The 24834-nt window shown below is 62.3% G+C and carries 23 protein-coding genes; 13 read left to right on the top strand and 10 right to left on the bottom strand.

The window, feature by feature from the left end; genetic code table 11:
- Positions 1–11: 11 nt before the first annotated feature.
- From AC1D13_RS16945 to AC1D13_RS16925, 5 genes are all read right to left on the bottom strand, one after another.
- Positions 12–956: a S1C family serine protease gene (locus AC1D13_RS16945; RefSeq protein ID WP_477666156.1), complete on the bottom strand. Its 945-nt coding sequence runs from the start codon at positions 954–956 to the stop codon at positions 12–14.
- Between the two features lie 209 nt (positions 957–1165).
- Positions 1166–2026, bottom strand: coding sequence for an ABC transporter permease (locus AC1D13_RS16940; protein ID WP_477689961.1), 861 nt, complete (start codon positions 2024–2026; stop codon positions 1166–1168).
- Between the two features lie 118 nt (positions 2027–2144).
- On the bottom strand, positions 2145–3032 hold the full coding sequence (locus AC1D13_RS16935) for an ABC transporter permease (RefSeq protein WP_457306408.1): 888 nt from the start codon (positions 3030–3032) through the stop codon (positions 2145–2147).
- A 30-nt stretch (positions 3033–3062) separates the two neighbouring features.
- Positions 3063–4166, bottom strand: a complete 1104-nt coding sequence (locus tag AC1D13_RS16930; protein ID WP_457279532.1) for an ABC transporter ATP-binding protein — start codon at positions 4164–4166, stop codon at positions 3063–3065.
- A gap of 21 nt (positions 4167–4187) precedes the next feature.
- The gene (locus AC1D13_RS16925; RefSeq protein WP_457279531.1) at positions 4188–5264 is read right to left on the bottom strand and encodes an extracellular solute-binding protein; all 1077 of its coding nucleotides are present in this window, start codon (positions 5262–5264) and stop codon (positions 4188–4190) included.
- A 231-nt stretch (positions 5265–5495) separates the two neighbouring features.
- Between AC1D13_RS16925 and AC1D13_RS16920 the strand changes: the two genes are divergently transcribed.
- The 9 genes from AC1D13_RS16920 to AC1D13_RS16880 all read left to right on the top strand — a co-directional run bounded on the left by AC1D13_RS16920 (position 5496) and on the right by AC1D13_RS16880 (position 15479).
- The gene (locus AC1D13_RS16920; protein WP_457279530.1) at positions 5496–6341 is read left to right on the top strand and encodes a TatD family hydrolase; all 846 of its coding nucleotides are present in this window, start codon (positions 5496–5498) and stop codon (positions 6339–6341) included.
- Entirely contained in the window at positions 6338–6943 is a 606-nt protein-coding gene (locus tag AC1D13_RS16915; RefSeq protein WP_457279529.1) for a DNA-deoxyinosine glycosylase, read from the top strand. Before AC1D13_RS16920 ends, AC1D13_RS16915 begins: the two co-directional genes overlap by 4 nt.
- Entirely contained in the window at positions 6943–7710 is a 768-nt protein-coding gene (locus AC1D13_RS16910; protein ID WP_457279528.1) for a class I SAM-dependent methyltransferase, read from the top strand. The genes AC1D13_RS16915 and AC1D13_RS16910 overlap by 1 nt, the downstream gene beginning before the upstream one ends.
- A gap of 54 nt (positions 7711–7764) precedes the next feature.
- On the top strand, positions 7765–9567 hold the full coding sequence (tfpB, locus tag AC1D13_RS16905; protein ID WP_457279527.1) for a type IV pilus assembly ATPase TfpB: 1803 nt from the start codon (positions 7765–7767) through the stop codon (positions 9565–9567).
- A gap of 151 nt (positions 9568–9718) precedes the next feature.
- Positions 9719–10204, top strand: a complete 486-nt coding sequence (locus AC1D13_RS16900; RefSeq protein WP_457279526.1) for a tripartite tricarboxylate transporter TctB family protein — start codon at positions 9719–9721, stop codon at positions 10202–10204.
- 12 nt (positions 10205–10216) lie between these two features.
- A complete protein-coding gene (locus AC1D13_RS16895) occupies positions 10217–11731 on the top strand; it encodes a tripartite tricarboxylate transporter permease (RefSeq protein WP_457279525.1) in 1515 nt (504 codons plus the stop codon).
- A gap of 97 nt (positions 11732–11828) precedes the next feature.
- Positions 11829–12797 carry a Bug family tripartite tricarboxylate transporter substrate binding protein gene (locus tag AC1D13_RS16890; protein WP_457279524.1) on the top strand — a complete coding sequence of 323 codons (969 nt, stop codon included), beginning with the start codon at positions 11829–11831 and terminating at the stop codon, positions 12795–12797.
- A 123-nt stretch (positions 12798–12920) separates the two neighbouring features.
- On the top strand, positions 12921–14531 hold the full coding sequence (locus AC1D13_RS16885) for a gamma-glutamyltransferase family protein (protein WP_457279523.1): 1611 nt from the start codon (positions 12921–12923) through the stop codon (positions 14529–14531).
- 78 nt (positions 14532–14609) lie between these two features.
- Positions 14610–15479 (top strand): DMT family transporter, encoded by an 870-nt coding sequence (locus AC1D13_RS16880; RefSeq protein ID WP_477666388.1) that lies wholly within the window; start codon positions 14610–14612, stop codon positions 15477–15479.
- A 228-nt stretch (positions 15480–15707) separates the two neighbouring features.
- Here the strand turns inward: AC1D13_RS16880 and AC1D13_RS16875 are convergent, their stop codons facing one another.
- Together AC1D13_RS16875 and AC1D13_RS16870 are read right to left on the bottom strand one after the other, a co-directional pair.
- Positions 15708–16763, bottom strand: a complete 1056-nt coding sequence (locus AC1D13_RS16875; protein ID WP_477689960.1) for a M48 family metalloprotease — start codon at positions 16761–16763, stop codon at positions 15708–15710.
- 22 nt (positions 16764–16785) lie between these two features.
- Positions 16786–17355: an SH3 domain-containing protein gene (locus tag AC1D13_RS16870; protein WP_457279521.1), complete on the bottom strand. Its 570-nt coding sequence runs from the start codon at positions 17353–17355 to the stop codon at positions 16786–16788.
- Between the two features lie 70 nt (positions 17356–17425).
- On the opposite strand from AC1D13_RS16870, the gene AC1D13_RS16865 reads away from it, so the two are divergent.
- Together AC1D13_RS16865 and AC1D13_RS16860 are read left to right on the top strand one after the other, a co-directional pair.
- Positions 17426–18220: an SDR family oxidoreductase gene (locus AC1D13_RS16865; RefSeq protein WP_477689959.1), complete on the top strand. Its 795-nt coding sequence runs from the start codon at positions 17426–17428 to the stop codon at positions 18218–18220.
- A gap of 16 nt (positions 18221–18236) precedes the next feature.
- The gene (locus tag AC1D13_RS16860; RefSeq protein WP_477666164.1) at positions 18237–18611 is read left to right on the top strand and encodes a hypothetical protein; all 375 of its coding nucleotides are present in this window, start codon (positions 18237–18239) and stop codon (positions 18609–18611) included.
- A gap of 38 nt (positions 18612–18649) precedes the next feature.
- Here AC1D13_RS16860 and AC1D13_RS16855 read toward each other — a convergent pair whose 3' ends face one another.
- The 3 genes from AC1D13_RS16855 to AC1D13_RS16845 all read right to left on the bottom strand — a co-directional run bounded on the left by AC1D13_RS16855 (position 18650) and on the right by AC1D13_RS16845 (position 22128).
- A complete protein-coding gene (locus AC1D13_RS16855) occupies positions 18650–20641 on the bottom strand; it encodes an AAA family ATPase (protein WP_477689958.1) in 1992 nt (663 codons plus the stop codon).
- A gap of 13 nt (positions 20642–20654) precedes the next feature.
- A complete protein-coding gene (locus AC1D13_RS16850) occupies positions 20655–20891 on the bottom strand; it encodes a hypothetical protein (protein ID WP_457279516.1) in 237 nt (78 codons plus the stop codon).
- A 337-nt stretch (positions 20892–21228) separates the two neighbouring features.
- Positions 21229–22128: a DMT family transporter gene (locus tag AC1D13_RS16845; protein WP_457279515.1), complete on the bottom strand. Its 900-nt coding sequence runs from the start codon at positions 22126–22128 to the stop codon at positions 21229–21231.
- 140 nt (positions 22129–22268) lie between these two features.
- On the opposite strand from AC1D13_RS16845, the gene AC1D13_RS16840 reads away from it, so the two are divergent.
- Positions 22269–23264, top strand: a complete 996-nt coding sequence (locus tag AC1D13_RS16840; RefSeq protein ID WP_477689957.1) for a quinone oxidoreductase family protein — start codon at positions 22269–22271, stop codon at positions 23262–23264.
- 113 nt (positions 23265–23377) lie between these two features.
- A complete protein-coding gene (locus AC1D13_RS16835; protein WP_477666167.1) occupies positions 23378–24811 on the top strand; it encodes a DUF1800 domain-containing protein in 1434 nt (477 codons plus the stop codon).
- Positions 24812–24834: the final 23 nt, after the last annotated feature.

The raw sequence follows: 24834 nt of genomic DNA, 5'->3' as shown, positions 1-24834 counted from the left end.
CCTTAAAGTCTTCAGAAGGGGGGCATGCCGGCGGCCGAGGCTGCGTTTTCAATCGGCACCGCAAAACCGATGCCGACAAACGTGCGCTGCTGGTTGGGGTTGAAGATGGCGGTCACGATGCCGACCACTTCGCCGTCCATGGTGACCAGCGGGCCGCCCGAGTTGCCGGGATTGGCGGCGGCGTCGAACTGGATCAGGTTGCTCATCATCTGCTTGCCTTCGGGCGAGCGGAAGTTGCGCTTGAGCCCCGAGATGATGCCCTCTGAGGCCGAGGGCCCGATGCCGAAGGGATAACCCACAGCCATGACACGGTCGCCCGGCGCCAGGTCGGCGGTGGAGCGCATGGTGGCGGCAATCATGTCGTCGGGAATCTTGTGGGCCTGCAGCACGGCCAGGTCGTTCTCGGGCTGTACGCCGGTGATGCTGGCGGTGGATTCGAGGCCGTCCGCGAACGTGACCTTGATGGTGGTGGCGCCCTGCACCACGTGCAGGTTGGTCAGGATGATGCCCTTGTCGACGATGACCACGCCGGTGCCCACGCTGCGCTCGCCGTCTTCCTTGCCGTCCTTGTCTTTACCCAGCCCCACGATGCGCACGACAGAGGGGATGATGGTGTCGTAAGCGCGGGTTCCGGGGGAGGGCAGGACTGTGGTCTCCAGCGTTTTGAGGACGGCCGCGTTGATGTCTTCCTGCGTCAGCTTGCGGGCCGCAGGCCGCAGCGGGGAGGCAAAGCTGATGGCCAGCAGCAGGGCCAGCAGGCCGACGACCGACCAGAGCAGGTAAAGCTGGTTTTGGGCAAGCCGTTTGGCCAGGCGGGAGGCCCGGGGAAAACGGGAAGGTGCGGGGGCTGGAATGGCGCCGTCTGGGCCGGAAGCCTGCTCGGGCGGCTGCGCCTGGGCATCACCCGCGCCCTGCGCCGGACGGTTTGAACTGCTGTAAAGGGCTGGCCTGCGCATCCGTTCACCTGTGAGGTCAATGTCAAAACCGGGCTGATACCACCGGGCGTGAAAACCTGCTTCAGGCCCCGTATTTACAGTTGCACCGTATCACGATTTGTGCATCCGTGCACGTGATTTGGGTATAGGCGTAGGGGGCTTTGTAAAGTGCTTGTTACTGCGCAGTCTGGGCTCGATTCGAGCCCGATTTTGGGGCGGCTTGGACTGCTTCAGGCGCCGGGGCTGTCGGCGGGCTTGCGCAGCAGGGTCAGCGCCAGGGCCGCCGAGGCCAACATCAGGAACAGGCTGACGGCATTGAGCACCGGCGTGGCGCCCTCGCGCATGCGTCCGTACATCATGACGGTCAGCGGTGCGTCCGAGCCGACCAGCATCAGCGTGGTGTTGAAGTTCTCGAAGGACATCAAAAACGAGATCGCTGCAGCGCCGATGAGCGCGGGTTTCAGGTAAGGCAGGGTGATGGTGGCGAAGACCGCGGCGCGGGAGGCGCCCAGGTTGTAGGCGGCTTCTTCCAGGGTGATGTCAAAACGTTTCAGGCGGGCCGAAATGATGAGCGTGGCGATGGACACGATGTAGGAAAACTGGCCGAGCACCACCAGCGGAAGCCCCGGCCGCAGGAAATCCAGCTCCAGCCCCCACCAGTCATCGGCAAACTGGGCCAGGCGGCTGGCAAACGCCAGGATGGAAATACCCAGGATGACGCCGGGAATGACCAGCGGCGCCAGCATCAGCATCGACAGCGCCTGCTTGCCCGGAAAGCGGCTGCGTTCAATCAAAAAGGCGTTGGTCGTGCCCACCAGCACCGCCAGCAGCGTGACCCAGCCGGCCACCACCACACTGGTCCAGAGGCTGGCGAGCATGGGGCGATCGGCAAAAAGGCCTGTGCGCCCGGCCTTGCTGCCAAAAAACCAGTCGAGCGTGAAGCCGTGCCAGGGGGGCGCCGGGTAGGGCGCGTCATTGAAGGCAAACACTGCGACCACCACCAGCGGCAGGAACAGGAAGGCGAAAAACGCCAGCCCATACACCACCGTGCCTGTGCGCAGCCAGGCGGGCCGGGGCAGGGAGGCGATCATCTAACACTCTCCCCAAGTCTTCGCCAGTGACGGCGCGGAACCGGCTTTGCCGGGCCGCAGCGGTCGCCCCCTGCTAGGGGGGAGGGAGCTACACGCAGTGAGGTCCAACGGGGGGGCGTCATGTTTTCCTCATTACTTCACCAAATTTTTGGCCGGTCAACTTGAGCCCTAGCCAGACGATGGCAGTGGACAAACCCAGCAGCAAAAATCCAAACGCCGCGCCTTGCTCCCAATTAAAGCGCGTGATGAACTGGGTGTAGATCTGCTCGGTAAACCAGAGCGAGTTCTTGCCTCCCAACAGCGTGGGTGTGAGGTAGTTGCCCAAGGTCAGCATGAAGACCACGATGCAACCGGCGAGGATGCCGGGCGCGGCATGCGGAATGACGATTTGCCGCAGGATGGAAGGGCCGTTGCCGCCCAGGTCATAGGCGGCTTCTATCAGCGTGTCATCCAGACTTTCAAGCGCACTGATCAGCGGCACCACCATGAACAGCATGGACGTGTACACCAGGCCAACCAGAATTGTGGCGTCGCGGTAGAGCAGCTCTACAGGTGCATCAGTGAGGCCCAGCTGCACCAGCACGGCGGGCAGCACGCCCGATTCGCGCAGCAGAATCATCCAGCCCAGGGTGCGCACGGTTTCGCTGACCCAGAAGGGGATCAGGCACATCACCAGCAGCAGCGACTTGGCGCGGCCGCGCACCAGCTTGGCAATCGTCCAGGCGATGGGAAACGCCAGCAGCAAGGTGATCAGCGTGGCCAGGATGGACATGACGGCGGTGCGCACAAAGGTGTGCCAATATAGCGGTTCGTCGATAAAGGTGCGGTACTGCGCGATGCTGGGCGCGTATTGCCGCGGTGCGATGCGTTCGCGCAGCGACAGGATGGCCAGGTCGATGTGCGGCAGAACGATCAGGCCCACCAGCCAGATCAGCGCCGGCGCCAGCAACAACAGCAGGATAAGTTTGGCCTGCGCCGATGCGGGTCCGGCATTTGCTGCGGGCATGGCGGCTGCGGCTTGCATGATCTGCAGGCGCTAGGCGCCGGTTGTCCCAAAACAGGTGGCTTGCGCGGGGTCGAAGCTGAAGGCCACCGTTTCACCGACACGCAAGTCGGCAAAGCGCCCGGTCTGCGGTAGCGCGATACGAAATTCCGTACGGCTGGTGGTTTCGCGCAGCAATACGGCCGAATTGGCGCCGTCGAAGAGCAGGCTCTCAACCTGGCCCGCGTAGGCTGTGTGGTCAGCGGGCAGCTCCGCGGCGTCGCGGGCCAGACTGATCGCCTCGGGCCGTACAAACGCCTGCACGGACTGGTCGGTCAGGATTTTGCCGACAGCGCGGGCCCGCATGGCAAGGCCCTGGCCTGTCGTCAGCGCCACCACGTTGCCGGCTTCCGTGCCGGCGGCGGCACTGCCCTGCAGCTTGTTGTTGGCGCCCACAAAGCCCGCGACGAAAGGCGTTTGCGGCTGGTAGTACAGCTCTTGCGGTGTACCCACCTGCTCAAAACTGCCGGCATTCATGACTGCGACATGGTCGGACAGCACCAATGCCTCGGACTGGTCGTGCGTGATGTAAACAAAGGTGGTGCCGAAGGCCGCCTGCAGCTGCTTGAGCTCGACTTTCATGTGCTCGCGCAGCTTTAAATCCAGCGCGCCCAGCGGTTCGTCGAGCAGCAGCAGTGTGGGTTCGAGCACCAGGCTGCGCGCAATCGCCACGCGCTGCCGCTGCCCGCCTGACAGTTGATCGACGCGCTTGTCCTGCATGCCGGGCAGGCTCACGCGTTCAAGCATGGCGCCGACCTTGCTGGCAATGTCGGCGCGCGACAAGCCGCGCCGCGCCAGGCCGTAGCCGACGTTTTCGCCGACCGACATCATGGGGAACAGCGCCAGGTGCTGGAACACCATGTTGACGGGCCGCTGGTTGGGTGGCACGCCGTTCATGGGTTTGCCGCCGATGTGGATCTGGCCCGCATCGGGCGACAGAAAGCCGGCGATCATGCGCAGCAGCGTCGTCTTTCCGCAGCCCGACGGGCCGAGAATGGAAAAGAAGCTGCCGCGCTCCACGGTAAAGGACAAGTCCTTGACCGCGGGCTGGCCGGCGTAGGTTTTACCGACGTGTTCGGCTTGAAGGTCTGCGTGCACCGGTGATAGGCCGGTTGCCGGTTATTGGGCTGCTTTCACGCGGTCTAATACGCGGCCTTCGATGTCCTCGATGCCGGCAGGCACTGCGGGATACCACTTCACGTTTTTCAACGCGGCTTCAGGGAAGCTGGCGGCGAACTGGGCTTTCAGCTTGGGATCGGCCAGCTGGTCGGCTCCCTTGGAGGCGGTGAAGTTGCCGGCAGAGCCTGCCACTTTTGCGGCAATCTCGGGGCGCATGTTGAAGTTGATCCAGGCGTAGGCGGCGGCATCGTTGCGGCCTTTGGCCGGGATGGCGAAGGTGTCGATCCAGCCGAGTGCGCCCGACTTCGGTGCGATGTATTGGATTTCAGGTTTTTCGGCATTGAGCTTCCAGCCGCCGGTGTCCCACATCATGGCGCCCACCACTTCACCGGCGCGCATGCCGTTGAGCAGCTGATCCTTGTTGTCCCAGTAGAACTTGATGTTGCTCTTGCAGGCAATCATGGTCTTGCCGACTTCGTCCATCAGCGCGCCGTAGGCTTTCGGGTCCTTGTAGAGCGCAAACGGGTCTTTGCCGGAAGCAAAGGCGAAGGCCAGCAGCGTGGGGCGCTTCAGGCGCACGGCGGTTTTGCCCTTGACATCTGCCTTGCACAGGTCGGGGTAGTCGGTCATCTTGGCCAGCTTGGTATTGACGACGAGGCCGTCGGTGCCCCAGATGTGCGGCAGGCCATAAACCTTGCCGTCCAGCGTGGTGTTTTTCTTGGTGGCTTCCAGCATGGACGGGATGAACAGATCGGATTTGATCTTGCTGAGGTCCATGGGCTTGTAAATGCCGAACTCCTGCTGCGGGCCGGTGATGCGGTCCTGCGAGGGCTGGGCCAGGTCAAAGCCGGCGCCGCCGGTGGCGCGCAGCTTGGAAATCATTTCTTCGTTATTGGACAGCGTGAGCTCAACGTCGATCCCGGTCTCCTTCTTGAACTGCGCCACGACATCGGCCGGCACATAGTCGGCCCAGGTAATCAGCCGCAACTTCTGGTCTTGTGCCCAGGCGGGGCTGGCCATACTTGAAACAACGAGGCCGGCTCCGAGAATGTGGCTCATCAGACGGGATAATTTCATGTTGGCTTTTCCTTGGGTTATCAGTCGACGGTGGTTGACAGAGGTTGACGAAAAGAGATCGGGGGGCAAAAAAAACGGTAACGAATTGCGCGTGCATTTCCTCAAAAAAAGCATAGCGTGTCCCGATTTCATTTCTGTGTCAACATCTTCCGCAAGCAAGGCCTGCGCCAGGCCGTTCCTTTTTTTGTACCTCTTCTTTTCATATCCCGGGTGCCCTGCCGCATTGACTGAATGACTTTCTGGGTAGATACACACTGCCATCTTGACGCCGGTGAACTGTCCGTCGATGTCGCTGAAGTTCGTGCGCGGGCAGCCGCTGCAGGCGTTGCACACTGCGTGCTGCCGGCGGTGGGCGTGTTCAATTTCGAGGCAGTCCGTGTGCTGGCACACCGTTTTTCCGACAGCTATGCGCTGGGCATTCATCCGCTGTGTGTGCCCCAGGCGCAAGACGCCGACCTGCAGGCGCTGGATAACGAGCTTGCGTTGAGGCGGTCTGATCCGCGATTGGTCGCGGTGGGTGAAATTGGCCTTGATTATTTTGTGCCTGCCCTGACGCAAAGCCCGATGCGTGAACGCCAGGAGCACTTCTACCGCGAGCAACTCAAGCTGGCGCGCAAGCACGGCCTGCCGGTCATCCTGCACGTGCGGCGATCGGCTGACAAGTTGCTCAAGCACCTGCGCGACCTGGCGCCCGAGAGCGGGTGGCACGGCATCGGCCATGCGTTCAACGGCAGCGAGCAACAGGCGGCGGAATTCATCAAGCTGGGCCTGAAGCTGGGCTTTGGCGGCGCCGTCACGTTTGAGCCTGCCTTGCAACTCAGGCGCCTGGCGGCAGAACTGCCCCTGGAGGCGCTGGTGATGGAAACGGATTCGCCTGACATTCCGCCCCACTGGATCTACAAAACCGCGGCGGAGCGCGAAGCGGGCCAGGCCCAGGGCCGCAATGAGCCGGGCGAGTTGCCGCGCATTGCGAAGCAGGTGGCGGATTTGCGGGGAATTCCGCTGGAGTCGCTGGCGGCCGCAACGACCGCCAACGCATTGCGGGCGCTGCCGAAACTGAGAGCCCTTCTGGCGTGAAAAAGGGCACCGAGGACACCGCTAAACCTGTGCTGGCAGGTCTGGCGCCGCTGGTTTCTCCCGGCACTCGGCTGCTGGTACTGGGGAGCTTTCCGGGCGCCGCCTCACTGGCTGCGCAGCAGTATTACGGCCACCCGCAAAACCATTTCTGGAAGATTTTGCAAGCCATTTGGCCCGATGGTCCAATGGGAACGGGCGCGAGCAGCTATCAAATTCGTAGCGAATGGCTTTTGTCAAAAGGGCTTGGCCTGTGGGACGTGTACGCTGCCTGTGAACGCGAGGGCAGCCTGGACAGCAATATCCGCAATGCGGTGGTGAACGACCTGGCGGGTCTCAAGGGCCTGTGTCCCAGGCTGGAAGCCATTGCGCATAACGGTGGTGAAAGCTTCAAGCATTCATTGGTTGTGAAGGCTGCCCTGAGCGCCGCCGGGCAGCCCCAAGGCGCGAGCACCCCCTCGGGGGGCAGCGAGGACACGTCAGTGCCGAGCGTGGGGGTCCAGTTCTACAAGCTGCCTTCCACCAGCCCGGCGAATGCTTCCTGGAGTTTTGAGCGCAAACTCGCTGCCTGGCGTGAAGTATTTGAAAAGCATGGACTGGTTTGATGTCAAAAAAAGAAACAGTGAAAACGACGGCCGAACTACCCGAAGTCAATTTCTCCGACTACGGTGAGGTGCGCTTTTTGCATCTGGGCACCGAATGGGTGCAGGGCTCCATGCTGCGCGATGCACCGTATGACATCGAACTGGAGTACGTGCAGCGCATGATGGCGGGGCTGCTGTTCACCGACGCGGCGGCTGTGTCTAAAAAGCACGCGATGCAGCTGGGCTTGGGTTCTGCCGCGCTGACCAAGTTTTGCTATAAAAAGCTGCGCATGAAAACCACGGCGATTGAAATCAATCCGCAGGTGATCACGGCCTGCCGGCTCTGGTTCAAGCTGCCGCGGGACGACCTGAGGCTGCATGTCATTGAAGCCGATGCGGCGCTGGAAATCAAAAACCCTGTGCACCAGGGAATGGTGGACTTCCTGCATGTCGACCTGTATGACCATGAAGCGGCGGCGCCGGTGCTGGACAGCGCGGATTTTTATGAAGACTGCCGCGGGCTTCTGGCGGAAGACGGCGTGATGACGGTGAATCTTTTTGGCCGTGATTCAAGTTACGTGCAGTCGCTGACAAAAATTGCGGAAGCGTTCGGGCCCGAGGCGGTCTGGGCGTTTCGGCCGACGCGCGAAGGCAACACTGTGGTGCTGGCCCAACGCGACCCGACGCGTCCCGAGCGGGCCGACCTGCTGCAGCAGGCCGGTGTCATCGAGTCGTGCTGGAAGCTGCCTGCCAAAAAATGGCTGCGGCTCTTTGCGCCGGCGGCGTGATGATGATGCCGCGCGGATGGTAAAGACCCAGGTGGATGGGGTACAGTGCGACCCATGAGCGCCGTGACGCACCCCAAACACCCCAAAGACCTGCACGTGAAAAAGCCTCCTGCCGGGCCGCTGGGCTGGCGCATGCTGGTTGAGTGGCTCAGCGAAGACGGCGTCATCAGCGCCGCCGAAGCCCAGCGCACGATTGCACGCTGCTCCCAGGTGCAAAGCGCGCAGCCGCCGTTAACCCGGCTTGCCAGTGTCGGCATGACACGCCTGGCCGACGGCAAACCCCTGGACATGGAAACGATCACGCAATGGCTGGCCGGACGGGCCGGCCTTGCCTACCTGCGGATTGACCCGCTCAAGGTGGACGTGGGCAAGGTGGCGGACACCATGTCGGCCATGTATGCCGAGCGGCACAAGGTACTGCCGGTGCAGGTGACCCCCAGCGAGGTGGTGATTGCCACTTCGGAGCCTTTCGTGACTGATTGGGTGCAGGAGGTCGAACGTCAGGCCAAGCGCAGCGTACGCCTTGTGGTTGCCAGCCCCCTCGAAATCACCAAGTTCACCGCCGAATTTTTTGCACTGGCCAAATCCGTCAAGGCGGCGATCAAGGCCGGCGGTGGGGCGACGTCGGCGAGCTTTGAACAACTGGTTGAGCTGAACAAAAGCAACAAGCAGCTGGACGCCAACGACCAGGGCGTGGTGCAGGTGGTGGATTGGCTCTGGCAGTACGCCTTTGACCAGCGCGCCAGCGACATCCACCTGGAGCCGCGGCGCGAGCAGGGCGTGATCCGCTTTCGCATCGACGGCGTGCTGCATCCGGTCTATCAACTGCCCATGGGCGTGCACAACGCCATGACCGCCCGCATCAAGCTGCTGGGCCGCATGGATGTGGTGGAAAAGCGCCGACCACAGGATGGCCGCATCAAGACCCGCAACCCGCGCGGCGACGAAGTTGAGATGCGCCTGTCCACTTTGCCCACAGCCTTCGGCGAAAAAATGGTGATGCGGATTTTTGACCCGGACACCACGGTCAAGGACCTGGATGCACTGGGTTTTTCGCAGCACGACGCCGAACGATGGGAGCAACTGGTCAAGCGGCCCTATGGCATTGTCCTGGTCACCGGGCCTACCGGCTCCGGCAAGACCACCACGCTTTATTCCACGCTCAAGCGGCTTGCGACTGAAGAAGTCAACGTCAGCACGATTGAGGACCCGATCGAAATGATCGAGGCCTCCTTTAACCAGACACAAGTCCAGCCGCATCTGGATTTCGACTTTCCCGAAGGGCTGCGCGCGCTGATGCGGCAGGATCCGGACATCATCATGGTGGGCGAAATCCGCGACCTGCAGACGGCCGAGATGGCCGTGCAAGCCGCGCTGACTGGCCACCTGGTTTTCAGCACACTGCATACCAATGACGCCCCGTCGGCGGTGTCCCGCCTGATGGAACTCGGGGTTCCTTCTTACCTGATCAACGCCACCTTGCTGGGTGTGCTGGCCCAGCGGCTGGTACGCACCTTGTGCAGCAATTGCCGCCAGCCTGACGAGGCCGCCTCACGCGAAACGCTCGCCGACCTGGTCAAACCCTGGCAAATCAGCGGCGGCTACCGGCCGTACAAGCCGGTGGGCTGTGTGGATTGCCGGATGACCGGGTTCCGTGGGCGCATGGGGCTTTATGAGCTGCTGACCGTCACGGAAGGCTTCAAGGAAAAGGTCTCGAAAGAACCCAATATCGATGCGCTGCGCCGCCAGGCGGTCAGCGAAGGTATGCGCCCGCTTCGGTTGGCCGGCGCGCTGAAAGTGGCAGAGGGTCTGACAACCATCGAGGAAATTTTGGCCTCCACCCCGTCTTTGGACTGAGTCCTTGCAGCCTTTTACAGCGGCCGGCCCGTTGTAAGCAAGAGGTAAGCCAAAAGATTACGAAAGGTAAGTGAAAGCCACATGGCGGGGGCCGGGTGATTGAATGCACAATCCACCGATTCTTTCTTTTATATGTATTGAGGAGACAGCCGTGAATATCAAGAGTCAGAAAGACTTTTTCTCCGGCCTCATGTTCATGGGGGTCGGTGTGGCGTTCGCATGGGGGGCAACCACCTACAACGTGGGTGAAGGTGCCCGTATGGGTCCGGGTTACTTCCCTCTCATGCTGGGTATTTTGATGGCTGTTCTGGGAGGTGCTATTACCTTCAAGGCGCTGGTGGTGGAAACCGTAGGCGGCGACAAGATCGGCAAGTGGGCCTGGAAGCCCCTCATTTTCATCATTCTGGCCAATCTGGTATTTGGCATTTTGCTGGCCGGTTTGCCGAGCATCAAGATTCCCGCCATGGGCATGATCGTGGCGATTTATGCGCTGACCTTCATTTCCAGCATGGCCGAAGAGGGCTGGAAGGTCAAAAACACCTTCATTCTTGCGACGGTGCTGGCCATCGGCAGTTACCTGGCTTTCGTCGTCCTGCTCAAGTTGCAGTTCCCGGTCTGGCCATTCTTTATCGGCTAAGGAGAATAAAAAATGGAATTGCTAAATCATTTGTCGATAGGTTTTGGCGTGGCATTCACGCCGATCAATTTGTTGTACTGCCTGATCGGCTGTATTTTGGGTACCTTGATTGGTGTTCTGCCGGGTATCGGCCCTGTGGCTACGATTGCCATGCTGCTGCCGGCCACCTACGCGCTGCCTCCCGTGTCGGCGTTGATCATGCTGGCCGGTATTTATTACGGCGCCCAGTACGGCGGCTCCACCACCGCCATTCTGGTGAATCTGCCGGGGGAGTCGTCTTCAGTGGTGACCTGTATTGACGGGTACCAGATGGCGAGAAAAGGCCGGGCCGGGCCCGCGCTTGCCGCGGCAGGCCTGGGATCTTTCTTTGCCGGTTGCGTAGGCACTTTGATCCTGGCCGCGTTTGCACCGCCGCTGACCGAACTGGCCTTCAAGTTCGGCCCCGCCGAATACTTCGCACTGATGGTGCTGGGTCTGATCGGCGCCGTGGTGCTGGCTTCCGGCTCGCTGCTCAAGGCGATTGCCATGATCGTGCTGGGCCTGCTGCTGGGTCTGGTCGGAACCGACGTGAATTCCGGTGTTGCCCGCTTCAGCTTTGACATTCCCGAACTGACTGACGGCATTGGTTTCGTGACCATCGCCATGGGTGTATTCGGCTACGGCGAGATCATCAGCAATCTGGCGCAGCCGGAGCATGAGCGTGAGGTTTTCACCGCCAAGGTCTCGGGACTCTTCCCCACCAAAGAAGACTTCAAGAACATGGCGCCTGCCGTGCTGCGGGGTACTTTCCTGGGTTCGGCACTGGGGATTCTCCCCGGCGGTGGCGCCTTGCTTGCCGCATTTGCGGGTTACGCCCTTGAGAAGAAAATCAAGATGCGGCCTGGTGAAGTGCCTTTCGGTCAGGGCAACATCCGCGGCGTCGCAGCACCTGAGTCGGCCAACAATGCCGGCGCGCAGACCTCCTTCATTCCGCTGCTGACGCTGGGCATTCCGCCCAACGCCGTAATGGCCTTGATGGTGGGCGCCATGACGATTCACAACATTCAGCCCGGCCCGCAGGTCATGACCAGCAACCCTGAACTGTTCTGGGGCCTGATCGCTTCGATGTGGATCGGCAACGCGATGCTCGTGATCCTGAATCTGCCGCTGATCGGGATGTGGATCAAGCTGCTGACTGTGCCTTACCGCTACCTGTTCCCGGCCATCGTGCTTTTCTGCGCGATTGGCGTGTATTCCACCAACAACAACACCTTCGACATCTGGATGGTGGGCATCTTCGGTGTGATCGGCTACATGTTCGTCAAGCTCGGCTGCGAACCCGCTCCCTTGCTGCTGGGCTTCATCCTGGGCCCCATGATGGAAGAGAACCTGCGCCGGGCCCTGCTGCTTTCACGTGGCGACTGGAGCGTGTTTGTGACGCGTCCACTGTCGGCCGGACTGCTGGGAGCCGCCGTGCTGCTGCTGGCCATCGTGCTGCTGCCAAGCATCAAAAACAAACGGGAAGAAGCTTTCGTTGAAGCTGACTGATCAACGGGAAGCACATACAAAAAAGGCACCTTCGGGTGCCTTTTGTTTTGCCTGTTTGCGACATAGTCGGCGCTCAAAATCGTTGCACAATGGCCAGATGAAACGTAGACATATTATTTCCCTGGCTGCGGCTTCCGCCGTGACTCTCGTGGGCCCCGCCATGGCCCAGAACTATCCGTCCAAACCCATTCGCATGATCGTGCCGTTTCCGGCAGGCGGCGCGACGGACATCCTGGCACGGGCCCTGTCGCAAAAGCTGGGCGAGAAAATCGGCCAGACGGTTGTGGTCGAAAACCGGCCGGGCGCCGGCGGCACGATAGGCGCCGATGCTGCGTCCAAATCGCCTGCTGACGGCTACACGCTGCTGCTGGCGACTTCAAGCACCCACAGCATCGGGCCGGCCGTCAACCCCCGGATTCCCTACAACGCGGAAACAGACTTCACGCCGATTGCCTATGTGGCAAGTTCCCCTAATGTGGTGCTGGTGCCTAACACGTCGCCGGCAAAGACCATGGGCGAATTTATCGATCATGCACGCAAGAACCCCGGGCGTTTGAACTACGCGTCCAGCGGCAACGGCACCATCATCCACTTGATGAGCGAATACTTCAAGGCGCAATCGGGGACCTTCATCCTGCACATCCCTTACCGCGGTACGGCACTGGCCATGCCGGACCTGATCAGCGGCAAGATCGACGTGCTGTTCGACTCCTTTGTCACCGGCATGCCGCATGTGAAAGATGGAAAGCTGCGGGCCCTTGCGGTCACCAGCCTCAAACGCACGGCGCTCGCTCCCGATCTGCCGGCGGTGGCGGAAACCCTGCCGGGCTTTGAGTCGGTCACCTGGTTCGGGGTTTACGGCCCCAAAGGCATGGCGCCAGACCTGGCAGGCAAGGTCAACCAGGCGGTGAACGCAGCCCTGGCCGATTCCGATGTGAAAGACCGCTTTGCCAGACTGGGCGCCGAACCCGCGGGTGGCACCCCGCAGGCCTTTGCGGCCATGGTGAAGACGGACACGGCCAGGTGGAAGAAAATCATTGTCGAGCGGAAAATCAGCGCCGATTGATGCCTTTCACCGCATCGCGCCGCCTGGTCGTGACGATGCCGGTCAGTTTGACTTCCCGCCTGCGGTTGCACACCATGACCGCCGGCATCCATTCTTCCTTGCCTTGCCTTCCACAGGTGACCCATGAATTTCAACTACAGCAACCCCTACACCTCCACCCGCCTGCCGCTGTTTGCCCGCAACGTTGTTTCGACTTCGCACCCGTTGGGCGCGCAGGCCGGTTTGCGCATGATGCTCAAGGGCGGCAATGCGGTAGATGCCGCGATCGCTGCTGCCGCCGCCATGACCATTGTCGAACCTGTCAGCAACGGCCTGGGCAGCGATGCTTTTTGCATCCTCTGGGACGGCAAGGAACTGCATGGACTGAATGCATCGGGCCGCGCGCCGCAAAGCTGGACGCCGGATTACTTCAAGCGCAAATACGGCAGCGATGCGCAGACGCCGCCCAAACGCGGTATGGATTCCGTGAGCGTACCGGGTGCGGTGGCCGGCTGGGTGGCCTTGAGCGAGCGTTTCGGCAAGCTTCCCTTCGCCGACCTGATGGAGCCTGCAATTGAAATCGCCGAGCGCGGCTATTTGTTGCCGCCCGTGGTGCAGCAGAAGTGGGCGGCCGCTACGGGGGAGTTGAAATCGCTGCCGGGCTTTGCCCAATCTTTCCTTCCCTGGGGCCGGGCGCCGAATGTCGGTGAACTGTTCCAGTTCAAGGCCGCAGCCAAAGCGTTGCGTGCTATTGCGCAAACCAAGGGCACGGCGTATTACGGCGGCGCCATTGCCCAGGCCATCGAAAAATTCTCCGCACAAAACGGCGGCAGCATCACCGCCAAAGATTTTGAAAGCTACCAGCCGGAATGGGTCAAGCCCATCGGCAAGGAGTACCGGGGCTATACCCTGCACGAAATTCCGCCCAACGGGCAGGGCATTGCGGCGCTGATTGCGCTGGGCATCCTTGATAAGTTCGATGTAGCCGGGCTCCCGGTGGATGGCGTGGATTCCCAGCATCTGCAGATCGAAGCCATGAAGCTGGCGTTTGCCGATATTTACCGGTACGTGGCCGAGCCTTCGTCAATGGAGGTGACGGCCGAGCAAATGCTCGATGACGCGTATCTGGCGTCCCGTGCCAAACTCATTGACATGAAAAAGGCACAGGACTTTGGCGCGGGAAATCCCGTCAAGGGCGGAACGATCTACCTGACGGCAGCCGATGAAGACGGCATGATGGTGAGCTTCATCCAGAGCAACTACATGGGTTTTGGTTCAGGCTGCGTCGAGCCCGAGTTCGGCATCAGCCTGCAAAACCGCGGCCACGCCTTCAGCCTGCTGCCGGGCGCCAACCAGGTCGCACCGGGCAAGCGGCCTTTCCACACCATTATTCCGGCCTTCCTCAGCAAGGATGGCAAACCCGTGATGAGCTATGGCGTGATGGGCGCGAACATGCAGCCGCAGGGCCACATGCAGACACTGGTGCGCATGCTGGACTACGGCCAGAGCCCACAGGTGGCTTGCGATGCGCCGCGCTGGCGCTACAACGCCGGCCTTGAGATCAATGTGGAGGCCACGATGGACCCGAGTACCGTGCAGGGCCTTGCCGACCGCGGCCACCGCATGGAAGTCATCAACGACTCCTACCAGGACTTTGGCGCCGGCCAGTTCATCTGGCGTGCCGGCAACCCCAAGGTCGAAGGCTATGTGGCGGCCAGCGATCCACGCCGCGACGGCCAGGCCGTGGGCTTTTAAGAAACGACCTTGAGCGATAAATCTGATAAAAACAGGCCGACAGCCCAAGCAGGACGAGCGCAAGCAGCTACTAAAAGCATAGCGCCTGGTTTGCTGCTGGCCACTTTCGGTGCCATCGCGTTCAGCGGCAAGGCCATCATTGTCAAGCTGGCCTATCGCTACGGCGTCGACGCCGTCACGCTGATCATGTACCGCATGCTGTTTGCCTTGCCCATCTTTGCGGTGATGGCGTGGTGGGCCAGCCGGGGCAAGGCGCCGCTGACGCGCAAGGACTGGCTGGGCGTGCTGTGGCTGGGCTTCACGGGTTACTACCTCGCCAGTTTCCTGGACTTCGCCGGCCTGGCGTTCATCAGTGCGTCACTGGAACGACTCATCCTCTATCTCAATCCCACGCTGGTGTTGCTGCTGGGCCTGGTGTTGTACAAGCGCCGAGTTGGCGCGCTGCAAATCATCGGCATGGCCATCAGCTACTGCGGCGTGGTGCTGGTGTTCGGCCACGAGATCACGCTGCAGGGCGCGGACGCTGCCTGGGGTGCGCTGCTGGTGTTCCTGAGCGCGGTGAGCTACGCGCTTTATCTGGTTTACAGCGGTGAGATGGTCAGGCGGCTCGGCTCATTGCGCCTGGTGGGGCTGGCTACCACCGTGGCCTGCCTGTTGTGCCTGTTGCAGTTTGTGTTGCTGCGGCCCCTGAGCGCCGCCGCCGTCGCGCCCGAGGTCATCTGGCTGTCGCTGCTCAATGCCACCTTGTGCACAGCGGTACCGGTGCTGATGGTGATGATGGCCATCGAACGCATCGGCGCCGGCATGGCCGCGCAGACCGGCATGGTGGGCCCGATGTCCACCATCCTGATGGGTGTGCTGATTCTGGGTGAGCCGTTCACGGTCTGGGTGGCGGCGGGGACGGTGCTGGTGATTGCAGGGATCTTCGTTTTCACGAGAGGCAGATAGTGGCCCTCACGGTCGCTCACTTCGTGTGGCCTACGGCCTTTCTCCCTGCCCCTTTCATTACAGAAGGGGCCGCCCGCCTGCGGTCTGGCAAAGCCAGTCCCGCGGCTTATGCTGGGTTAAGGATTCCCGCGCGCACCGAAGCTGCTTAGGCATCAGATCGGCCTCTAGCCCAGGTACTACGTGCGCAAGCGGCTATTAATTTGATAGCGCGTGGTGTCAGGGGCGCTGCTACTTCTTTGCGGGTGTACGCGTCGACGCAGGCGCTTGCGCTGTAGGCCTGCGGTTCGCACCGCTGATGCGCTGCGCCACCGTGACGGATGGCTGTCCTGCATACGCGTCCAGCCGGGTACCCATGGCCTGCTCAAGCTGGTTCAGTCGCGTCTGGGCGGGCGGATGCGTGCTCAGGGACAGCGCAAACAATGCGTCATCCGGCGCAGCGCTGCGCAGTTGCTGCAGCACCGCCACCAGGCCGTAGGGATCGAACCCAGCGCGCGCGGCGAGAGCCACGCCGGTACGGTCGGCGTCAAACTCGTCCTGCTGGTCCAGGCCCTTGGTGTACATGTTCTTGCCCAGCGCCAGCAACTGCGACGACACCAGGCCGCCCAGGTCGTTCTTCAGCTGAGAGCTGATCACCTGCGTCAGAAGGCCGGCGCGTGCCGCCTTGTTCAGGGCGATCAAGTGGTGCTTGGCTGTGACATGGGTGATTTCATGGGCCAGGATGCCGGCCAATTCGCTTTCGTCCGCCACGCGGTCCATCAGGCCCTTGGTGACGAAGACATAACCGCCTGGCGTGGCAAATGCGTTGAACCCGGGGTCGTCGAGGATGGCGAAGGTCCAGGGCAGGTCGGGCCGCGATGACTGCAGGCTGATCCAGCGGCCCAGCTGGTTGATATAGCGCTGCGCAGCCACGTCAGGGTAGAGCGGTTTGCTGCCCAGTAGCACGGCGGCCAGTTGCTGGCCGATCTGGATTTCACGTGGTTCGTCAATCTGATCCAGCGACTGTGACAACAGCTGGAACAGGTCACCACCCTGGGCTGCCTGCTGTCCGCCCGGTGTAAGGCTGGCGCCCAGCAACGCCCCGGCCAGGCCGGCCGCAGAGTTGGGTTGCGCGGGGGCGGGCTGCGCCGGCTGGTTCGGGCGTATCAGTGACTGGAACAGGCCGCCTAGCGCCTTGCCCGCATCCTGGGCATGAGCGCCCAGAGGGAGCAAGCCGGCCAGCAGGGTCAATGCAAAAACCGCATGGCGTGCGGGCGTTGCCAGTGTTTGGAGGGTGTGAAGATTCATTGCGGTGCCTCTTGTCTTGTTTTTAGCCGCCGTATTGTTCGGTTCTGGTGCTGGGTGCGGCAGCCGGCGGTGTGGGTGTGGGCAGGGGATCGACCTGCCGGACGTTCAGCGAGGCACCGCCCGCGAACTGCCTGGCTTGCGCAGCGTTCGCACGGTTGGCGTCGGCTTGCGCCACGGCCGCCAGGTTGGGAACGGCATTGGCAAGGTCTTCCGCACCCAGGCCGCGAATGCCGACGGTGGATGTGGCCACTGCGCCGCCCGGCGCCTGTGCGCTGCCCTTGTTGAAAAAGCTCGACAGGCTGCGCAGTGCACCGGTGCCGGCACCGGCCTGCGAGCTGGGGGCCGTGATGTCAAACATGTGCACCCAGCCGCTGGTGCCGTCGGCCATGCGGACCTTGATCCACGCGCCGTTGCGCTCGCCCAGCCGGGTCACCGAGGTTTGAACCGGCAGCGGGGCCAGGCTGCGGGCCGATTCGCCCGGACCTTCGCGCAGTTGGGCTGCGCGCTTGATCAGTACGGCCTCGCCTTGCGGCTGGGCCTGTGTCGCCGCACTGAAAACCAGCAGCGATGTGAGCAGGGGAGCGATAACCATTCCCGCCTGCATTTTGTATTTACTCAGTATCATGAGCCGCTCTCCCCCGTGGTTGTAATGAGGAATTATTATGGATTTGGGTATTGCAGGCAAATGGGCGCTGGTCTGCGGCGCCAGCAAGGGTTTGGGTCTGGGTTGCGCCGAGGCGCTGGTGCGCGAAGGCGTGCATGTGCTGATCGTGGCGCGCGGCGAGGAAACGCTGAAGGCCGCGGCTGAAAAACTGAAGACGGATAAGGGCAAACCCGCAGGCGCCAGCGTCCAGTATGTCGCCGCCGACATCACCACACCCGAAGGCCGCGCCGCGGTGTTCGCGCTGCGCAAGGACTTCGACATCGTGGTGACCAATGCCGGCGGCCCGCCGCCCGGTGACTTCCGCGACTGGGACCGTGACGCCTGGCTCAAGGCGGTGGACGCCAATATGCTGACTCCCATCGAGCTCATAAAGGCCACGGTCGACGGCATGGCGGCGCGCAGTTTCGGGCGCATCGTCAACATCACCTCCAGCTCAGTCAAGTCGCCTATCGACATCCTGGGTCTGTCCAACGGCGCGCGCAGCGGCCTGACCGGCTTTGTGGCCGGCGTGGCACGCACCAAACTCGCGGCGCAAGGCGTGACCATCAACAACCTGCTGCCGGGCGCTTTCGACACCGACCGCCTGCGCGGCACCATGAGCGGCGCTGCGCAAAAAACCGGCCAGCCCCTGGAAGCCATCATGGATGCGCGCCGCAAGAACATCCCGGCCCAGCGCTTCGGCACGCCCGAAGAATTCGGCGCCATCTGCGCCTTCCTGTGCAGCACGCATGCCGCCTACATGACGGGGCAAAACGTGCTGGCTGACGGCGGGGCTTATCCGGGCACTTATTGAGCACCAGGCGCTTCCCTTGAGCCTGGACTACCTCCAATTCGATTACGCCGAGAGCAGCGACGGCACGGGCACGCTGGAAGCCATGGCCTCCACATGGCCGGACCAGGTGCTGGCCGTCCATGCTGAAGCCGTCCAGGTATTGGCATGGGCCCACGCGGAATTCCCCGGGCGGCGCGGCCCGCTCGAGGAGGGTTTTGACTGGGATTACGACCTGCACGGCATGCAGGAGCTGACGGCGCCCGAGGCCTTGCACTATGACGAGGTTTCGCGACGGTTGGAGGTGGAAGCCGGCCTGCCCGGCAAGCCGCGGCATACGCTCACCCTGTCCCTCAGTGGGACTGTGGAGTTTTGCGATGCCTTCAGGCGGAACTTCGGCCTGGACCTGGATTGAATGCCCCAGCGCTCAAGTTAGCGTTAACGTTCAGGCAATCATTCAAGCGCAGGTTCGACAGCCTCCACTGCAGTAGCGCTAACCCGCTGCATCAGCCCGTGTTGCAGGCTGAACAGCTGGAGCTGCTCGGCATAAGGCATGAGCATTCTCTCTTCCGTCGCGATGCCCACTCCCAGCAGGCCGGCCATCTTCTCCTTGCTCACCTGGCCGTGCGCCAGCAGTTCGTCCACGATGCTCAGTAGCAAGGCCGAATCGGTTCTGAGAATCTCCTGTGCGCGCGCGTACGCCTGCGCGAGCAGGGCCTCGATCTCGGCGTTGGTCGGCTCAACATCGGTGTTGAGGTTGTCGTCCATGTCGTGGGTCACGTCGGTGTGGCTCAGCCGGTTGCCGAAACCGAAGTGGCGCACAAAGCGCGCGGCCAGGGCGGTGGCGTTCTTGAAGTCGCTCTCGCTGCCCGTGGTGCAGGCGTCTTCGCCAAACACCAGCGCTTCGGCGGCGCGGCCGGCCAGACCCACGCAGAGGCGGTCCAGGCAGCTTTGACGTGATTCGGCCTTCATGCGCACATAGCTGTTGTAGCCGCCCTCGAAAGACGCCACGTTGATCTTGACTTCCTGCGGCGCATGGCCGAACAGGCGGCCGTAGGCCAGGCCGTGGCCTGCTTCGTGCACGGCCAGCAAGGCCCGAAAGTCGGGGCTGGCGCGCTGCTTGAGCTGGTTGAGGTCCAGCGGCACGGGGTAGGCGATGCTCCCGCCCCCGCACTCGCCATGACTGACGTGCAGGGATTGCGTGGCGGCGTCCAGCCTCACGTGCAGCGTGGTGTCCGCCGGCACATCATGCTCAAACGCCCACAGCACGGCATTCACCAGCGGCGCACTCAGGATGGCGTGAATCGACGAGAACAGCGGGCGTGTGCCCTGGGCCGGGAAGACCGCATTGGCATAAATTCCCTGGTACACCGATTCATGCAGATCAAAAGACAGTCCTGCACTCGCCTGCATTTCACCAACGTATCTGGCACAGGTGCTGCGGATCAGCCGCTCATACGTGGCCTGGCTCAGCGAGGGGTAGATCACATGGTTGTTCCCCAGCCGGGCGATCTGCTCGGGCTTGAAGCGCTCTCCCAGGGCCTTCTTGACGTCAATGACCGACAGTTTTTTCGTCAGTGCATGAAAGATGTCGGCATCGGTGTCGCAGTCTTCCACGCGTTTGGCGGTTCCCTCATACATTTCGTCGAGGTTGCCCGAAACGATGATGAGCAAGCGGCTGTAATCCGTTTCCCACGAGTCGGTCGATGCCCTGAACGCCAGCATTCGCTCCTGCAGTTGCTGGGGTGTCCAGGTCATCACCTCCTGTAGTGGTTCCTTGAGCTTGAGGCTTTGCTTGAATTCCTGAGCCTGGTAGGGCGAGAGGGCGAACTTCAGCTTTTTGGCCTGGACGCCGTCCTTGGCAGGCTTTTCATCAGCCTGTTCCTCGCGTTCGTGGTCATACAGCGAGAAAGCCAGAGACGATTCCAGCTCCTGCAGAAAAGACAGCGACGGCGGCAGGCGCCCGTCGGACAGCAGCTGCCACACGTCCTGGTAGCGTTTGACGGCGACCTCATCGCCCTTTTCGTTGATGGTGCGAAAGCGCTGGAATTCATCCAGCACCAGAATGCCTGGCTCGCTCTCGGCAACGGCGGACTCCGCCAGCATGCCGCTGATGGAGTCGGCGCTACGCCAGCTGCTGCCGTTGCTGAAGCCGTCCATCTGCACTTCGACAAAGCGGTCGTAGAAACCCAGCTTCTGCGCCAGGCGGCGCGTGAGCTGGGTTTTGCCGGTGCCGGTCAGGCCCCACAGGCACACGATCACCGGGCGGCGAATGATGTGCGGCAGCACATACCAGGCGCGGATCGACTCGATCACCCGGTCGATGATGTCGTCAATACCGAACAGCTCGGTCTTCAGCTCGGTGGCGACGAGGGCCAGGTGGGCACTGCGTTCGCGCATGAGCTCGGGCGGCACGCGGGCTGCGGCCACCGTCTCGGTTGTCATATCGTTCTTCATGTCAGTCAGTCAAATTTTTGAGGGCTTTTTGCAAAGCCACGGTTTCAGCCCGGCGATGGGCGCCGTTGCTGCGAATATGTTTGCCCGCACCCGACGTGATGGCACGCTGGACGAGGGCCCGCACCACGGGATTGCGCGGTGTGGGTGACGGCAAGGTCAAGGCCAGCGGCTGCTTCATGCGCCGCAAATGCTTGACCTTGCCTGCGGCAAAGTCACGGGAAAAAGTTTTGGCACTCATGTGCACGCTCCGAAAAAGCAAAACCCCGGCGAAAAATCAGCCTGGGGTTTGCGGAGCGCGCTTCACACGTGAAGGCACAGCACCGACTGCCCGCAGGGCTGGGTATGGTTGACACCACATCCAGCCGGGGGCAGTGGAGGGTGCGTCAGGTGTGAGTGAACAAAGTCATGGTCTTGAGGGCTTCAAGGTGTTTACTGCGCAAGGTTATTCGTTGCACAGTGGCTTAAAGCAAGGAACGGATTCTGAAGAGCCCACGCGGGCTTGGCAAGTTTTATGCAGCGATTTCTCACAATGTGTTGTGAAAATCAAACCGCTGCTGCGCTAATTGCTGCGCGCTTCAGCGCCGCGACGACACCACGATGCCGCCCACGATCAGCATAAAAGCCAGCGCGTGGTAGAGGTGCGGCAACTCACCGAGAAAGGCCGCCGACAGCAATGCAGCGAACAGCGGCGTGAGGTTGGAAAAGAAGCCCGCAATCGCCGGCCCGACACGCTGCACGCCCATGCCCCAGCAACGATAGGCAATCACCGCGGGTCCCACGGCCACGTACAGCAGGGCTGCGGCCAGCGGCCAGCCCCATTGGATGTGCGCGTCGGTCAACGCCCATTCGCCGGCGGCAAACGCACCCGACCAGGCCAGTCCGAACACGATTTGCGCGAGCAGGAAGGCCGCCCAGTCGCGGCGGATTTCCGCCGGCTCTTTGGGTTGCGACAGCAGCCAGCTGTAAAACGCCCAGGCCAGCGTGGCCAGCAGCACGTACAGGTCGCCGGGCACCAGCTGCACCTGCATGAGCAATTCCCGTTGGCCACGCGACAGCACCACCAGCACGCCGGCAATCGACAGCACGGCACCTGTGGTCTGTCGCTTCGACACAGTCTGGCCAAAAAACAGCGCCCCCACGACCAGCATCCAGATCGGCACGCTTGACGCCACCAGCGTCACGTTGAGCGGTGTGGAGGTTTTCAGTGCCAGATACTGCAAGGCGTTGTAGCAACCCACACCCAGCAGGCCCAGCACCGCGAAACGTTTCCAGTGAGGCCACAGGCTGCTGCCCGGTTTGAGCAGGCGCCAGGCCAGCGGCAACAGGATCACGAAGGCCAGGGCCCAGCGCAGGAAGTTGAGCGTCATGGGCGGCACAAGGCCGGTGACGAGGCGGCCGACGACGGCGTTACCGGCCCAGAGCAAGGGAGGGACCACCAGCAGCGTGGCGGTGGCGGGCGTGAGGCGTTGGGTCATGACGGGGACTTTATCAAGCACGACCGTTTTCCTCTCGCCGCGCGGGGTTCAACCCTCGGCGCCTGCGGCCCATTTCGATTCATGGCACTATGACGGCCACCCCTTTTCTTTCTCCATCTGCAACCTTTGCAAGGAAATCCATGGCCTCCATCACCTCCAAAGCCGTACGCATCAACCAGCACGGCGGACCTGAAGAACTCACACTGGTAGACGTGACGGTAGGCGACCCCGGCCCGGGCGAAATACGCATCCGTCACAAGGCCGTTGGCTTGAACTACATCGACGTGTACCAACGCAGCGGTGTCTATCCGCTTGCCATGCCGCTTCAGCTGGGCATGGAAGCTTCCGGCATCGTCGAGGCTGTTGGTGAGGGCGTGGCTCACCTGAAAGCGGGTGACCGCGCGGCCTATGCCAGCCAGCCGCCCGGCAGCTACTGTGAAGTGCGCGTGATGCCGGCCAAGTGCGTGTGCAAGCTGCCCGATGCGATCTCGTTTGAAACCGGCGCGGCCATGATGCTCAAGGGGCTGACCACGCAGTACCTGCTGCGGCGCACGCAGCCACAGGGCGGCTTGCACGCCGGCGACCATGTGCTGTTTCACGCGGCCGCCGGCGGCGTGGGTTTGATCGCTTGCCAGTGGGCCAGGGCCATGGGCCTGCAACTCATAGGCACCGCCGGCTCTGACGAAAAATGCGCGTTGGCGCTGTCGCAGGGCGCGGCCTTTGCCATCAATTACGCCAAAGAAGACTTCGTGGCCCGCGTCAAGGAGATCACCGGTGGCAAGGGCGTGAAGGCGGTGTACGACTCGGTCGGCAAGGACACCTTCCTCCAGTCACTGGACTGCCTGCGCCCCTTCGGCCTGCTGGCCAATTTTGGCAATGCCTCGGGCAAGACGCCGCCGCTGGACATCGGCCTGCTGGCAGCCAAGGGCTCGCTCTACGTATCACGGCCGACGCTCTTTACCCACATTGCGACGCGTGAGACCACACAGGAAATGGCGGATGAATTGTTCGCCATGGTCATCAGCGGCAAAGTCCATATTCCCATAGACCAGCGTTTTGCCCTGGCCGACGTGGCCGAGGCGCACCGTGCGCTTGAAGCCCGCAAGACCACGGGCTGCACCATCCTGACGCTGTAACCACCGGCCCTGGGGCGGTAAACCTGTGTAAAGCCACGGGCGGCATTCAACGCAAGGCGTGGCGGATGCGTTACAAGGGGCGAGGGCCTGCTAACAGACCCCAGGAGAACACGATGCCCACAGCGATCACCCAGGCCGGCATGCTCGCGGCCTTCCTGGCTTGCCTCGCCGCCCCGGCGGCGCAGGCGCAGGCCGATGCCGTGCCGCCGCCGGCCAAGCTTGCCGCCACATGGCGCGCCGCTTCGCGCCTGGGGTATGCACCCACGCCGGCCTCGACGCAGGCCGCCGCGGCCTCGCCGCGCGCCTGGGCGCTGCAGCAACTGGATGCGGCCTATGCCGCAAGCCTGCGCCCTCCCACCCTTCCTGCCGAAATCGCCGGCATCAACGCACCGCTCAATGACATCGCGCGCAGCTTCCAGGCCGAGCGCGAGATGCGCCGGGCTGCGCGCGAAACGCCCAAGCCCGGCATGGCCGCCGCGGCCGATACAGGCGGGGAAAAATTCAGCCGCGAGATGGCTCAGGGCGCGGCCGCCTGGCGGCTGATGTCCTGCAGCGATCCGGCGCTGGAAAATCCGCTGCTGGCCCGCATGACCGAGTTCTGGTTCAACCACCTCAATGTGTTCGTCGGCAAGGGACCGGTGCGCCCCTTTGTCGGCCACTACGAGATCAATGTGATTCGCGCCAACGCCCTGGGCCGTTTTGAAGACTTGCTGCTGGCCAGCGCCAGGCATCCGGCCATGCTGTTCTACCTGGACCAGGCGCAGAGCAACAGCCGCGGCCTCAATGAAAACTACGCGCGTGAGTTGATGGAGTTGCACACCCTGGGCGTGAACAGCGGCTACACGCAAAAAGACGTGCACGAACTGGCCCGCATCCTCACCGGCTGGACGGTGAACCTCAAGGACGGCGAGGGTTTTCGTTTTGCCGAGCGCCTGCACGACAAGGAGGGCAAGGTGCTGCTGGGCCGTACGTTCGGCAGTGAGGGCGTTGCGGAAGGCGAGGAAGCCATTCGCTTCCTGGCACGCCGGCCCGAGACGGCACGGCGTGTGTCCATCCGGCTGGCCAGTTTTTTTGTGGCCGACAAACCCTCGCCCGCGCTGGTCAACCGGTTGGCGACTGCCTTCACGGCTACCCAGGGAGACATCCGCGCGGTGATGCGCACCCTGATCGAATCACCGGAATTCTGGGCGCAAGACAACCAGTTGTTTAAAACCCCGCTGGACTTTGCCTGTTCGGCGCTCACTGCGGCCGGGGGTGTCAAGGAGCGCCGCGATATCGTGCAAACCCTGGGCTTCCTGGCGCAGGCCGGCCAGCCCATGCATGGCTGGCAAACGCCCGACGGCTACAAAACCGATGCCGGTACCTGGCTTGCGCCTGAGGCTTTGACGCGCCGCGCCGATTACGCCATGGGCCTGGCCCAGCGCACAGCTGAGCCGTCTTACCTCAACGCCTTTTTCAGCATTGCGACGCGCGAGCGCATTGCGCAGGAACCCGCGCAGATGCGCACCGGCCTGATGCTGGCCAGCCCTGACTTCATGCGCAAATAATTCCATGTCCAAATCAAACGTGC

It is taken from the genome of Polaromonas sp. P1_E12 (assembly GCF_056405975.1).
Note: the sequence above shows the minus strand (reverse complement) of the source record. Positions and strands in the feature narration are given on the sequence as shown.

What these genes read in the sequence shown, in the direction of transcription:
- AC1D13_RS16945 (WP_477666156.1), bottom strand. Translation starts at nt 956, where the DNA reads ATGCGCAGGCCAGCCCTTTACAGCAGTTCAAACCGTCCGGCGCAGGGC.
- AC1D13_RS16940 (WP_477689961.1), bottom strand. Translation starts at nt 2,026, where the DNA reads ATGATCGCCTCCCTGCCCCGGCCCGCCTGGCTGCGCACAGGCACGGTG.
- AC1D13_RS16935 (WP_457306408.1), bottom strand. Translation starts at nt 3,032, where the DNA reads ATGCCCGCAGCAAATGCCGGACCCGCATCGGCGCAGGCCAAACTTATC.
- AC1D13_RS16925 (WP_457279531.1), bottom strand. Translation starts at nt 5,264, where the DNA reads ATGAAATTATCCCGTCTGATGAGCCACATTCTCGGAGCCGGCCTCGTT.
- AC1D13_RS16920 (WP_457279530.1), top strand. Translation starts at nt 5,496, where the DNA reads ATGACTTTCTGGGTAGATACACACTGCCATCTTGACGCCGGTGAACTG.
- AC1D13_RS16910 (WP_457279528.1), top strand. Translation starts at nt 6,943, where the DNA reads ATGTCAAAAAAAGAAACAGTGAAAACGACGGCCGAACTACCCGAAGTC.
- tfpB (WP_457279527.1), top strand. Translation starts at nt 7,765, where the DNA reads ATGAGCGCCGTGACGCACCCCAAACACCCCAAAGACCTGCACGTGAAA.
- AC1D13_RS16895 (WP_457279525.1), top strand. Translation starts at nt 10,217, where the DNA reads ATGGAATTGCTAAATCATTTGTCGATAGGTTTTGGCGTGGCATTCACG.
- AC1D13_RS16890 (WP_457279524.1), top strand. Translation starts at nt 11,829, where the DNA reads ATGAAACGTAGACATATTATTTCCCTGGCTGCGGCTTCCGCCGTGACT.
- AC1D13_RS16885 (WP_457279523.1), top strand. Translation starts at nt 12,921, where the DNA reads ATGAATTTCAACTACAGCAACCCCTACACCTCCACCCGCCTGCCGCTG.
- AC1D13_RS16875 (WP_477689960.1), bottom strand. Translation starts at nt 16,763, where the DNA reads ATGAATCTTCACACCCTCCAAACACTGGCAACGCCCGCACGCCATGCG.
- AC1D13_RS16870 (WP_457279521.1), bottom strand. Translation starts at nt 17,355, where the DNA reads ATGGTTATCGCTCCCCTGCTCACATCGCTGCTGGTTTTCAGTGCGGCG.
- AC1D13_RS16865 (WP_477689959.1), top strand. Translation starts at nt 17,426, where the DNA reads ATGGATTTGGGTATTGCAGGCAAATGGGCGCTGGTCTGCGGCGCCAGC.
- AC1D13_RS16855 (WP_477689958.1), bottom strand. Translation starts at nt 20,641, where the DNA reads ATGACAACCGAGACGGTGGCCGCAGCCCGCGTGCCGCCCGAGCTCATG.
- AC1D13_RS16850 (WP_457279516.1), bottom strand. Translation starts at nt 20,891, where the DNA reads ATGAGTGCCAAAACTTTTTCCCGTGACTTTGCCGCAGGCAAGGTCAAG.
- AC1D13_RS16845 (WP_457279515.1), bottom strand. Translation starts at nt 22,128, where the DNA reads ATGACCCAACGCCTCACGCCCGCCACCGCCACGCTGCTGGTGGTCCCT.
- AC1D13_RS16840 (WP_477689957.1), top strand. Translation starts at nt 22,269, where the DNA reads ATGGCCTCCATCACCTCCAAAGCCGTACGCATCAACCAGCACGGCGGA.
- AC1D13_RS16835 (WP_477666167.1), top strand. Translation starts at nt 23,378, where the DNA reads ATGCCCACAGCGATCACCCAGGCCGGCATGCTCGCGGCCTTCCTGGCT.